12 protein-coding genes are annotated in these 12,065 nt (G+C 63.0%); 4 read left to right on the forward strand and 8 right to left on the reverse strand.

Annotated elements, in window-relative coordinates:
* From kdsB to B3C1_RS12945, 5 genes are read right to left on the reverse strand one after another with little or no spacing between them, the layout of a single operon-like run.
* Positions 1-759, reverse strand: coding sequence for a 3-deoxy-manno-octulosonate cytidylyltransferase (gene kdsB / locus B3C1_RS12925; protein WP_008485332.1), 759 nt, complete (start codon positions 757-759; stop codon positions 1-3).
* Positions 756-944 carry a Trm112 family protein gene (locus tag B3C1_RS12930; RefSeq protein ID WP_008485333.1) on the reverse strand — a complete coding sequence of 63 codons (189 nt, stop codon included), beginning with the start codon at positions 942-944 and terminating at the stop codon, positions 756-758. Before B3C1_RS12930 ends, kdsB begins: the two co-directional genes overlap by 4 nt.
* Positions 934-1,902 (reverse strand): tetraacyldisaccharide 4'-kinase, encoded by a 969-nt coding sequence (lpxK, locus tag B3C1_RS12935; protein WP_008485334.1) that lies wholly within the window; start codon positions 1,900-1,902, stop codon positions 934-936. The genes B3C1_RS12930 and lpxK overlap by 11 nt, the downstream gene beginning before the upstream one ends.
* Positions 1,903-3,684, reverse strand: coding sequence for a lipid A export permease/ATP-binding protein MsbA (gene msbA, locus B3C1_RS12940; protein ID WP_008485335.1), 1,782 nt, complete (start codon positions 3,682-3,684; stop codon positions 1,903-1,905).
* A gap of 38 nt (positions 3,685-3,722) precedes the next feature.
* Positions 3,723-5,768, reverse strand: coding sequence for a DNA internalization-related competence protein ComEC/Rec2 (locus B3C1_RS12945; RefSeq protein WP_192813379.1), 2,046 nt, complete (start codon positions 5,766-5,768; stop codon positions 3,723-3,725).
* A gap of 72 nt (positions 5,769-5,840) precedes the next feature.
* Between B3C1_RS12945 and B3C1_RS12950 the strand changes: the two genes are divergently transcribed.
* Positions 5,841-6,323: a DUF2062 domain-containing protein gene (locus tag B3C1_RS12950; protein WP_336391124.1), complete on the forward strand. Its 483-nt coding sequence runs from the start codon at positions 5,841-5,843 to the stop codon at positions 6,321-6,323.
* Positions 6,324-6,372: 49 nt separating this feature from the next.
* On the opposite strand, the gene B3C1_RS12955 is transcribed toward B3C1_RS12950, so the two are convergent.
* The 3 genes from B3C1_RS12955 to B3C1_RS12965 are packed head-to-tail and all read right to left on the reverse strand — an operon-like array spanning position 6,373 to position 9,495.
* Complete coding sequence (locus B3C1_RS12955) at positions 6,373-7,605, reverse strand: FtsX-like permease family protein (RefSeq protein WP_008485339.1); 1,233 nt, start codon at positions 7,603-7,605, stop codon at positions 6,373-6,375.
* Positions 7,602-8,270 carry a lipoprotein-releasing ABC transporter ATP-binding protein LolD gene (gene lolD, locus B3C1_RS12960; RefSeq protein WP_008485340.1) on the reverse strand — a complete coding sequence of 223 codons (669 nt, stop codon included), beginning with the start codon at positions 8,268-8,270 and terminating at the stop codon, positions 7,602-7,604. Before lolD ends, B3C1_RS12955 begins: the two co-directional genes overlap by 4 nt.
* 31 nt (positions 8,271-8,301) lie before the next feature.
* On the reverse strand, positions 8,302-9,495 hold the full coding sequence (locus B3C1_RS12965; protein ID WP_008485341.1) for an ABC transporter permease: 1,194 nt from the start codon (positions 9,493-9,495) through the stop codon (positions 8,302-8,304).
* Between the two features lie 78 nt (positions 9,496-9,573).
* Here B3C1_RS12965 and B3C1_RS12970 point away from each other — a divergent pair, with 78 nt between their 5' ends.
* The 3 genes from B3C1_RS12970 to B3C1_RS12980 are packed head-to-tail and all read left to right on the forward strand — an operon-like array spanning position 9,574 to position 12,047.
* Positions 9,574-10,119 carry a hypothetical protein gene (locus tag B3C1_RS12970; RefSeq protein ID WP_008485343.1) on the forward strand — a complete coding sequence of 182 codons (546 nt, stop codon included), beginning with the start codon at positions 9,574-9,576 and terminating at the stop codon, positions 10,117-10,119.
* The gene (locus B3C1_RS12975; RefSeq protein WP_008485346.1) at positions 10,120-11,169 is read left to right on the forward strand and encodes an agmatine deiminase family protein; all 1,050 of its coding nucleotides are present in this window, start codon (positions 10,120-10,122) and stop codon (positions 11,167-11,169) included.
* Positions 11,166-12,047, forward strand: coding sequence for a carbon-nitrogen hydrolase (locus B3C1_RS12980; RefSeq protein WP_008485347.1), 882 nt, complete (start codon positions 11,166-11,168; stop codon positions 12,045-12,047). The genes B3C1_RS12975 and B3C1_RS12980 overlap by 4 nt, the downstream gene beginning before the upstream one ends.
* Positions 12,048-12,065: the final 18 nt, after the last annotated feature.

Here is a 12,065-nt window from a genome sequence, read left to right on the forward strand (position 1 = left end):
TTAGTGGCCCAATAGCTGGTTGACCCTGTCCAGATCGGCCTGGGTGTCGATACCGGCCGGCGGCAGCTGGCAGGCGTCGGCAACGATGATCCGTTCACCGTGCCACAGCACCCTGAGCTGCTCTAAGGATTCGAGCTGCTCTAGGGAGCTGATCGCCAGCTGGGTGTAGCGGCGCAAAAAGCCGGCCCGGTAGGCATAGATCCCCAGATGGCGGCGCAGCAGGCCCCCTTCCAGCATGGGCCCCTGCCCCGCCAGCAGGCGGTTGCGCTGAGCCGGGATAGAGGCGCGGCTGAAGTAGAGGGCAAAACCCTGCTTGTCGGTCACCACCTTGACGGCGTTGGGGTTGACCGCCTCGGCCTCGTCTTCGATGGGGGTGGCCAGGGTGGCTACCGCCGCCTGTGGGTGGTCGGCCAGCAACTGGGCCACCTGGGCTATTACCGCCGGGGGCACCAGGGGCTCGTCTCCTTGGACGTTGACCACTATGGTGTCGTCAGCCAGGCCCAGTTTTTCGGCCACTTCCGCCAGGCGATCGGTGCCCGACTCGTGGTCGGCACGGGTCATCATCACCTGGCCCCCGGCGTCCTGGACCGCCTTTTGTATCCTGTCGTCGTCGGTGGCCACCCAGATCTGCTGGGCACCGGCGGCCTGGGCCTTATCCAGTACGTGCAGCACCATGGGCTTGCCCGCCACCGCCAGCAGCGGTTTGCCCGGCAGCCGGGTCGAGGCGTAGCGGGCCGGGATCACCACCAGGAAATTCAAGGCAGCACCTCGTCCAGGCTCAGCTTGCGGGCCTCATCGGGCAGCATCACCGGGATGTCTCCACGAATGGGGTAGGCCAGCTTGTCAAAGCTGCAGCACAGTTCCTGTTTTTCCTCATCCAGCTTGAGTTTGCCTTTGCACAGGGGGCAGGCGAGGATGTCGAGCAATCGCTTATCAAAGGCCATGACGGCTCCTTAGGGTGTCCAATACGGCCTGGCGCAGATCCGGCGTAAAAGCCGCCTCTACCGGCACATAATACCAATGGTCGGCGGCAAAGGCCTGGCACTTGACCGCGTCTTTCTCGGTCATCACCAGGGGTCCCTCTACCCCCTTGAAATCCTCCGGGCCAAAGCCGTGATGGTCGGCAAAGGCCAGGGTCTGCTTGAGCTTGAGGCCGCGCTGGCCGAGGCTGTCGAAAAACCGCCCCGGGTTGCCAATACCGGCGGCAGCGCTTACCTCGTCCCCCAGCACTTGCCAGTCCAGGGGGGCGTCGTCTTTGACCCGGCGCGGCAGGCTTTGGGTCAGGCCCATGGCAAACTGGCCGGCGGCCGCGTCCTTGCCGTTAACCACCACAAAGTCCACCCCGTCCAGGCGCCAGGGGCCTTCGCGCAGGGGCCCTGAGGGCAGCAGGTAGCCGTTACCCAGCAGGCGCTGGCCGTCCATCACCACGATTTCGATATCCCGTGCCAGGGCGTAATGCTGCAGGCCATCGTCGCAGATGATGACGTCCAGCTGGTGCTGGGCCAGCAGCAACTCGATAGCCGCCCGCCGGTCGCCACCCACCGCCATGGGCAGGCCGCTGCGTTTAACCAGCAGCCGCGCCTCGTCCCCTACCTGGGTGGCGGGGCTGTCTTCGGCTACCAGGGCCGGGAAGGGCCCCTTGGCGCCGTAGCCTCGGGCGATAAGGCCGGGCTTGAGGCCGGCCTGTTGCAGGTATTCGGCCAGGGCCAGCACCACAGGGGTCTTGCCGTTGCCCCCCACCGACAGATTACCTACGACTATGACCGGCAGCGGCGGCCTATAGGCCTTTTTCAGGCCCTGGGCAAAAAGCTGGCGGCGCAGGGCGCTTATCAGCCAGAACAGGCCGGTCAGGGGCAGCAGCAGCCAGGCGCGCCAGCCGGCCCTTTGGTACCAAAAATCCATTTAACTCCCAAACTGCATCTTGTGCAGGCCGGCGTAGGCGCCGTCCTTGGCCAGCAGTTGCTCATGGTTGCCCTGCTCTATGATGGTGCCATGGTCCAGCACCAGAATTTGGTCGGCCTTCTCGATGGTGGACAGGCGGTGGGCTATGACCAGGGCGGTGCGGTTTTGCTGCAAGGCCTCGAGGCCGGCCTGGATATGGCGCTCGGACTCGGTGTCCAGAGCCGAGGTGGCCTCGTCGAGGATCAGCAGCGGCGCGTCCCGCAGCAGGGCCCGGGCGATGGCGATGCGCTGGCGCTGGCCGCCGGACAGCATCACGCCGTTTTCACCGATCACGGTATCCAGGCCCTCGGGCAGGCGCTCGATAAACTCCATGGCGTGAGCGGTGGTGGCCGCCTGGACGATGGCCTCGCGGCTGACATCCCCTTCCAGGCCATAGGCGATATTGGCGGCAATGGTGTCGTTGAAGAGATACACCTGCTGGCTGACCACGGCAAATTGGCGGCGCAAGTCCTTGAGCTTGTAGTCGCGAAGGTCATGGCCGTCGAGGCGGATATGGCCGCTGTCGATATCGTAAAAACGGGTCAATAGCGAACTGATGGTGGTCTTGCCGGAACCAGAGCGCCCCACCAGGGCCACCGTCTTACCGGCCGGTACCTGGAAGTTGATGCCCTTGAGGGCCGGCTCGTCCTTACCCGGGTAACTGAACACCACATCCTCGAAGGCCAGGCTCCCTTGGGGCCTGTCCAGGGTCAGAGTGCCGTTGTCCACTTCGATGTCCTTGTCCAGCACCACGAAGATGGACTCGGCGGCGGCAATGCCCCGCTGCAGCTCGGAGTTGACGTTGGTCAGCTGTTTGATAGGCCGCATCATGGCCAGCATGGCGCCCACCAGGCCCACAAAGTCCCCCACCGACAGCTTGCCTTCGGCGGCCAGCTTGCCGGCCATAAAGAGCACTATGGCCAAACCAATACCGGCCAGCAGTTGGATAAAGGCATCGGAACTGCCCTGGGTGGCCAGCACCTTCATATTTTGCTGACGATTGTTGTTGTTGATGGCGGCAAAACGATCGGACTCCATCTGTTCGGCACCGAACAGCTTCATCACCTTGTTGCCGCTGACCATCTGTTCGGACTTGTCGGTGACCCGGCCCATGGCGGCCTGGATCTGCAAGCCGAGCTTACGAAAACGGGTGGAGACCTTTTTCACCGAGAAGGCGATAGGCGGTATCACCAGGAAGAACACCAGGGTCAGTTCCCAGCTGTAGGTGAACATGGTGTAGAGCAGGAAGAAGACCAGGGCCCCTTCTTTAACCACCGTCAGCAGCGCCTTGGTGATGGAGTTGGCCACCAGCTCCACGTCGAAGGTGATCTTGGAGATAAGGCTACCAGAGGTGGCCTTGTCGAATTCCTTGATGGGAAAGCGCACCATCTTTTCAAAGAGTTCCTGGCGCAGCGCCCGGATCACATGGCGGCCTACCCAGGCCAGGCCGTAGCTGGCCATAAAGGAGGTGACCCCCCGGGCCAGGAACAGGACGATGACCACTATGGGGGCCAGCATAAAGAGGTCACCGGCAGGGTTGACCAGGCCTGAGGTGCTATCGGCAGCGGCTGTGGTCCCGAAGGATTTATCCAGGAAGGGGCCCATCAGGTAGAGGAATGCCGCTTCAAAGCCTGCGTTGGACACCATGCCGATGATGGCCAGAACCAGGCCGAGGCGAAAGGGAATGGTGTACTTGAGCAGGCGTTTGTAGGTTCCCAGGCGGGAAGGCGCGTTATCAGACATGCTGTCAGCTCATTGCAATCAAGGCCGCTAGTGTAGCCTTAGCGTTGTCCCACGCCAACCGCCTGGCCCTCCCACCAAAAGCGCTTAAGTCCCTGACAACCCTCAACTGAACAAAAAAGCGCCCCTTGCTCACCAATAACCCAGGTTTGGGCCCCGCTCGCACGGTAACGGGCCAGTACCGGCGCCTTGGGAAAGCCAAAAGCATTACCCTTGCCGGTGGAGAAAACCGCCAGCTCGGGCTGCACCTGGCGGATGAAATCGGGGCTCGATGAACTCAAGGAGCCATGGTGGGGCACCGCCAGCCACTGGGCCCTTGGCCAGGGCCGGCGCCCCTCGCTGCGCCGGCTGATATCACCGGGCAGCAGCAGGCTGTGGCCGGCGATATGGGTAAAGAGCACGCAGGAATGGTCGTTATCCTCGCCCTTAAAGCCTGCCGGGGGCCACAGCAGCGCCACCGGCTCTGCCCCCCAATGGAGCGCTTGGCCGCCGATACAGGGCTCTTGGCCTGGGCCGCTTTGCCCGGCCAGTACCGGCACCTTAAAAGCGCTGGCACCGCCGCTGTGGTCAAGGTCGCTGTGGGACAGCACCATCAGCGCCAAGCTGCGGCTTGCCGCCAGATAGCGGGCACCGTCAAGGGCCCAGGGGCCGGGGCCGGTGTCTACCAGCAGCATCTGCCGGCCTTTGATAAGGGCGGTGGCACTGCCCTGCCCCACATCCAAAAACCACACTCCCTGCGCCGTGGGCCTTAACAGCAAGGCCCCGGCCAGGGCCAGCGCCAACATGGCCCGGGCCAGGCGTCTTAAGGGCAGCGCCGCCACCGGTAACAGCAGCAACCACAGCAGCCAGGGCCCGGGCAGGCTGCCGTTGGTAAAGGCCAGCCCCCACAGCAAGGCGCCAAGGGCGCCATCGGCCAGCTGCCAAGCCAGGGGCAGCACCAAACCCAACAGCAGCAATGGCATCACCACCAGGCTGACCAGGGGCACTGCCACCAGGTTTGCCAGCAGGCCAAAGGCCGGCACTGTGCCAAACAGCCACCACTGCAAGGGCCACAGCAAGAGCCCCAAGCCCAGCTGCAACACCAGCAAAGCCCGCCAGCCCCGGCTGGGAAAGCGCCACAAGGCCAACAGGATAAGGCCCACGGCACTAAAGGACAGCCAAAGCCGGCTGTCGAGCAGCACCAAGGGGTCCAGGGTGCCAAAGAGGGCCAGTAACCCCAGCCACAGGCGCCCGGCCATCACCGGCTGGCGCCACCCCAACCAAAGTACCCAGGCACTTAACGCCACCAGGGCCCGCAAGGTCGGCGGCGCCAGCCCCGACTGCCAAGCATAAAGACCGGCCATGGCCAGCCCCAACAGCCAGCCTAGGCGCCGGCCGTTTCCGGGCAACAGGTGGCCAAGCCAGAGCCCAAGGCCTGCTACCAGAGCCACATGCAAACCGGAGATAGCCAGCAGGTGGGCGGTGCCACTGCCTTGCAGCAGGGCCCGTTGCGGTTCACTGATGGCACGCCTGTCGCCGGTCAGCAAGGCCAACATCAGGCCCTGGTGGCGAAAGTCCGCCAAACGTTCCCCAAGGTATTGGTGCCAGCGGCGCTGCCAACTGGCCTGTCCCTCAACGCTGTCCAGACGGCGCACGTAGCCGGTCCAGGCGATCCCCATGGCAGCATCGCGGCGGGCCTGGGCCCTGCTGCCGGGGTTAAGGCGGTGATGCAGGGGTTTGAGACGCACCTGGGCGCGAAAGCGCTGGCCAGGCTCGGGGCGCTCCTCCTCGGCGTACCAGCCAAGGCGCGCTTTGACCGGCGCCAGCGCCTTGTCATCAAGTTCCTCAATTGCTACATAAAGTGCTGACTCGGCTGCCAGAACCCGCGCTTCTATGCTATGGTCCTGTGCAAGCAACGGCGGCGCCGGTGTCAGGCTGCCCCACAGACAGCTGTAGCACAGCCCTACCAGAAAAACCGCCAGACGTTGCCACCCCAACCACAACAGCAGCAGCGCCAGGCCACAGAGCAGCGCCGTGGTACCTGTGGTTGGCAGCTGTTCCCAGAGAAAAGGGGTCACCAGGCCCAAAAGCCAGGTCAGTAAAGGCAAAACGTGCATCCCTTATGTGGTTTCCTGGAGTGAATAAACGTTCCCATGCCTAAGAAAACAATAAAGCGGTTCATGCCGGATCACACCAAGATCCGCAACCACAAGCACCTGAAGATCTTCGGAAGTCTGGTGCACGAACCCAACCTGTGGTGCCTCAACCGCCGCAGCGCCGCCGGTGCTTTTGCCGTCGGCCTCTTTTGTGCCTTTATCCCCATCCCCTTCCAGATGCTGCTGGCTGCCGGTATGGCCATCATGTTCAGGGTCAACCTGCCCCTGTCGGTTGCCCTGGTCTGGCTGACCAACCCCATTACCATGCCCCCCATCTTTTACGCCGTGTACCGGGTCGGTGCCTGGCTGCTGGGCAATCCACCCCGCCATTTTGCCTTCGAGGCCAGTTGGGACTGGTTGGTGCAAAGCCTCGAGTCGGTAGGGCCGGCTTTTATGCTGGGCTGTATCGTCTGCGCTCTGACTGCCGCCTTGGTGGGCTACTTTGGTATTTCCTGGCTATGGCGCTACTCGGTGGCCCGCAGTTGGCAAAAGCGCAAAGAGCGTTAAAAAAAGCCCCATCCGAAGATGGGGCTTTTTATTGGCCTGTCTGCCAAGCTTAGCCGCCCGACAGCACCCTTGCCGGTTGTAGCCTGGCGGCGTGGAGCGCCGGGTATAGGGTTGCGGCCAGGGCCACCAGCAGCGCCAACAGCGCCGTGACCAGGGCGTCGGCCAGGTGGACTTGGGTGGGCAGGGTGTCGGTGAAATAAATATCCCCGGCCAGCACTGTGCTGCCGGTCAGCTGTTCCCACCCGCTCACCAGGGTCGGCAGCGCCATGGCCAGCAGCAGACCAAGACCTGTCCCCAGCACCACCCCAAGGCCGCCCAGCATGCCGCCGCGCCACAAGAAGAGGCCGGTGATGGTGCTTTGGCGAGCCCCCAGGCTCCTGAGCATGGCGATTTGCGGCGCTTCCTCGCGCACCGTCACCATCAACAGGGAAATGATATTGAAGCTGGCCACCAGCATGATAAGGCCCACCACCAGGTAGATGATCACCCTGACCATCTGGATATCCTGGTAGAGGTGGCCCTGGGTGCGGGTCCAATTGTCCATGTACAGGCCTTCGTGGGCCCGGTAACCCACATCCCTTGCCACCTGGTCGGCGGCAAAGACGTCCCGCACTTTCAGGCGCAGGCCTTCGGGGCGCTGCATTTCCTTCCAGCCGTTGGCGGTGGCGATGGGCAGGTAGGCCAGGCTGTAATCCAGCTGTCCCCCCACCTTCACCACCCCCACCAGGGTCAGGCGATGGCGGCGCGGCGTTGAAAGGCCGCCGGTGCCTGGTGGTGCCACCAGTATGCTCAGCTCCTGGCCCACCTTGACCTTGAGCTTGTCGGCCAGGGCCTGGCCGAGGATAAGGCTGTTGGGGTTGGCCTCGAAATCACGGGTCATCTCGGCAGAGATAAGCCGGCCTATGCCCGACACCTGCTTTTCCTTTTCCAGGTCGATGCCTCGCAAGGCCAGGGCATTGAGGTGTTCGCCGCTGACCGCCAGGGCATTGATGTTGCGAAAGGGCGCCACCGCCAACACCTGGGCATTGGACTCGGCCAGGCTGGTGAGGCTCTTGGGCCTTTTCAGTTCCCCTTTGACGGCGATCAGTTCCACCTGGGGCACCAGGGACAAAAAGCGCTCGGTCAGCACCTTTTGAAAACCGTTCATCACGCTCAGCACCAGTACCAACACCAGGCAGCCCAGGGCCACACCGCTGACGGCGGCAATACGCAAGAAACGTTGCAGGCGGTTGAGGTGGCCCTGGCGGAACTGCCGCCAGGCCAGATGCAGACTCAGGCTCATGCTTCCTGCAAGACTCCCTTTTTAAGGGCCAACACCCGCTTCATCTTGGCGGCCAGGCCCCTATCGTGGGTCACCACCACAAAGGCGGTGCCAAACTCCTGGTTCAGCTCCTGCATCAGCTGGTAGACCTGCTCGCCGCTGGCCTCGTCCAGGTTGCCGGTGGGTTCGTCGGCCAATACCAGGCGAGGGGAATTGACCAGGGCCCTGGCCATGGCCACCCGCTGGCGCTCACCGCCAGACAGGGCCGAGGGCCTGTGATTAAGGCGGTGGCTGAGCCCTACCCTATCCAGCAGCATCCGGGCCCGCTCGTTGGCCTTGGCCGGGCTTTCCCCGTGGATAAGGGCCGGCATGGCGGCATTTTCCAGGGCGGAAAATTCCGGTAGCAGGTGGTGGAACTGGTAGACAAACCCCAGGCTCTGGTTGCGAAAGCGGCAGCGGCTTTCCTCGTCCCAGGCCAGCATGTCCTGGCCTTCGAACTGCAACTGGCCGCTGCTGGGCTGGTCCAGGGTGCCCATCAGGTGCAACAGGGTGCTTTTACCCGACCCGGACGAGCCGACGATAGCCAGGGTTTCGCCGGGCTCTACGGTCAGGTTCACCCCACCCAGCACGGCGGTTTCCATGCCTTCGTCCTGGTAGATTTTGGTCAGTTGATGACAACGCAGCACTGTGGTTCCTCGTTGTGGCCCAAAGGCCTTATTAATCGCGTTCCGTCAGCACGACGGCCGGGTCGATACGGCTGGCCCTATGGGCCGGAGCCAGGGTCGCCAGGGCACAGATCAAGATGACAAAGGCACCGATGACGCCCATCTGTACCGGGTCACGCACCACCGGCAGCCCCTGGGGCCCATAGCCCCAGGCCACCCCGCCCAAGCCAATCACGTCCAGCACCAGGTTCAGGTGTTCGGTCAGCAAAAAGCCCAGGGACAGGCCAAGGGCCGAGCCCAGCAGGCCGGTGCCTATTCCTTGGGCCACAAAGATGCGCTTGAGGGCCTTGGGGGTCATGCCAAGGCCGGCCAGCACGGCGATGTCCCGGCGTTTGTCCGACACCAGCATGGCCAGGGCCGCCAGGATATTAAAGGCCGCCACGGCGATGATCAGTACCAGCAAGGTGGACATGGTGCGTTTTTCCTGGGCCACGGCGGCAAAAAAGTCCCCGTAGCGGGAGCGCCAATCCCAGAGCTGTTCACCCTTGGCGGCCAGGCGTTCAAAGGTCTGCACTGCAAAGGGGTCCTTGAGGGTGACCCTGAGCTTGTTCACCTCTTCCGGGCTCTGGCCATAAAGGCGGCGAAGGTCGCTGTAATGGGTGATGGCCAGCACGTCGTTCAGTTCAGAGGCCAGATCCACCACCGCCACCACGGTGAACTGGCGCTGGGCCGGCAGCCGGCCAAGGGGGGTATAGAGGCTGCGCCCCGGCAGGTAAAGGCGCACCACGTCGCCGACCAGCAGGTCCAGCTTGCGGGCCAGGCCGGCCCCCAATACCAGTTCGTACTGGCCAGCCCGGGGGGCCCTTGCCAAGTCAGGGAGATCGGTGCCTGGCCACCAGCCTTGCAACCAACCTCCTTGCAGGCCGTTCTGGCTTTGCAGCATCACTTCCCCGTCCACATAGGGAAAGGCGGCCTTGACCTCAGGGCTTTGGCCCAACTGGGCCGCCCTTTGCTGCCAGTCGGCAAAGCCCTGGTCCTGGCTCAGCACCAGGTGCGGCACCCTGTCCAGTAGCCGGGTCTTGAGCTGGCTTTCGAAACCGTTCATCACGCTCAACACCACCATCAGCACCATGACCCCCAGGGTCACGCCGAACAGGGCAAAGAGGTTAACGAAATTGGCAAAGCCGCCACGTTGGCCGCGCAGCAGGTAGCGGGTGGCGATGAAGAGCGAGGCTGGTCGGAACATCCCGTTATTAGAGGTTTTATTTGTTAAGGAAGTCAGGGGATAATACGGGACTTATTTCTGGATGAACAGCAAGGCGCCATGGCCGACCGTCTTTTCGATGACTACTTCAGTGTCCATTTGGCCTGTGATGTCCATTTGGACTGGCTGGCGGACGCCACCTTGCCGGACGCAGAAGCCCTGGCCGGGGAACAGCCGGCCCTCAAGCGCCAGCTCGACGCTCTGGCAGAGCAGGAACAGTTGCTCTGGGCCGAGGTCAAAGACGATCGCCAAGGCCCCCTGGCCAGGCTCATTGAGCTGTTTGGCCAGAAGCTGACCCTGGTGGCCGACCAGGTGCTGAGCGATCAGCTGGGGGCCACCGACTGGCACCAGACGGTGCATTTTAGCGCCGGTGGTTTTTCGGTGGCCAAGGCCCTGTGCCAGGGCAACCAATGCAAGGTCAGCCTGCGTTTGCCTGTGGGTCTGGTGCAGGGCTATGCCCGCCTCGACGCCCAGGACCAGGAACTGGCCTATTTTCATTTCGTCAGCCTGCTGGAGCCGGACCGGGAACGCCTGGTACGCCTGGCACTGCAAACCCAAAGCGATCAACTGCGCGCTCGCCGCGAGCGCCTCGAGGAGAAGTCATAAGTGCAACGTCTGCTTGCTGAATGGGAAGGCCTGGATGGGGTTCTGCTCACCTGGCCCCACAAAAACACCGACTGGGACCACATGCTGGACGAAGTCCTGCCGTTGTATGAAGCCCTGGCCTATGTGATCAGCGACTACGCCGATGTGCTTATCGCCGCCCCCGAAGACGAAGTCGACAACATCAAAGCGCGGCTGCTGGCCCTTGGCATCAGCGACGACGCCTTTATGGTCTACGGCGTGGCCAGCAACGACACCTGGGCCCGTGACCACGGCCCGCTGACGGTGGAAACCCCCGAAGGCCTCAAGCTGCTGGACTACAGCTTTACCGGCTGGGGCAACAAGTTTGACGCGACCCTGGATAACCAAATCACCCAGCGCCTTTTTGAGCTGGGCGCCTTCGCGGTGCCGGTTGAGAAAAAAGATCTGGTGCTTGAAGGCGGCGGTATCGAGTTCGACGGTGACCGCACCCTGCTGGCCACCAGCGAGTGTTTGCTCAACCCCAACCGCAACCCCCATCTGACCAAAGAACAGATTGAAGCCCAGCTCAAGGCCGATTTTGGCGCCGAGAAAATAAACTGGCTCAACCACGGTTACCTGGCCGGTGACGACACCGACAGCCATATCGACACCCTGGCGCGGCTGTGCCCCAATAACGTCATCGCCTACGTTAAATGTGACGACGAGCAAGACGAGCACTTCGAGGCCTTCCAGAAGATGGAAGCCGAGCTTGCGGCCATGACCGACGCCGACGGCAAGCCCTACAAGCTGGTGCCCCTGCCCTGGCCCTTCGAAGTCTATGACGACGAAGGCCAGCGCCTGCCGGCCACCTATGCCAACTTCTTGATTTGTAACGGCGCCGTGCTGGTCCCCGTCTACAACGACGACAGGGACAACGAAGCCCTGGCGGCCATCAGTGAAGCCTTCCCGGGCTTTGACGTGGTGGGCCTGAACTGCCTGCCCCTTATCAAGCAACACGGCAGCCTGCACTGCGTGACCATGCAGCTGCCCCAGGGCACCCTTAGCCTGCTGCCCCCCGGAGCGGAACTATGAGCATCATCAACGTCGGCCTGGTGCAGCACGCCTGCACTGGCAATCTGGAAGACAACCTGGCCAAATCCATCGAAGGCATTCGTGACGCCGCCGAGAACGGCGCCCAGTTGGTGGTGCTGCAAGAGCTGCACCGCAGCCTCTATTTTTGCCAGGTAGAAGACACCGACCTTTTTGACTTGGCTGAAGCCATCCCCGGCCCCAGCACCGAGCTGTTTGGGGAACTGGCCAAAGAACTGGGCATCGTCATTGTCACCAGCCTCTTTGAGCGCCGCGCCCCCGGCATCTACCACAACACCGCCGTGGTGCTGGAAAAGGACGGCTCCATCGCCGGTAAATACCGCAAGATGCACATTCCCGACGACCCGGGCTTTTACGAGAAGTTTTACTTCACCCCCGGCGATCTGGGCTTTGAGCCCATCCAGACCTCGGTAGGAAAACTCGGCATCCTGGTGTGCTGGGACCAGTGGTTCCCGGAAGCGGCCCGGCTGATGGCCATGAGCGGCGCCGAGCTGCTCATCTATCCCACCGCCATCGGCTGGAACCCTGCCGACGACCAAGCCGAGCAGGACCGCCAGCGCAATGCCTGGGTCACCATCCAGCGGGCCCACGCCATCGCCAACGGCGTGCCTGTGGTGTCGGTAAACCGGGTTGGCCATGAGTCTGATCCGGCCGGTGGCCCCGGCACCGAATTCTGGGGCACCAGCTTTGTGGCCGGCCCCCAGGGGGAGTTCCTGTTCGAAGCGGACACCGAGTCGGAACTGAGCGTGGTGGTACCGGTGGACCTGGCACGGAGCGAGTCGGTGCGGCGCTGGTGGCCCTACCTTCGCGACCGCCGTATTGACCACTACGGGGATCTGCTGAAGATCTACCGCGATTGATGAAAACGGGCCGGGGTG

The organism is Gallaecimonas xiamenensis 3-C-1 (assembly GCF_000299915.1).
GTDB classification, from domain to species: domain Bacteria; phylum Pseudomonadota; class Gammaproteobacteria; order Enterobacterales; family Gallaecimonadaceae; genus Gallaecimonas; species Gallaecimonas xiamenensis.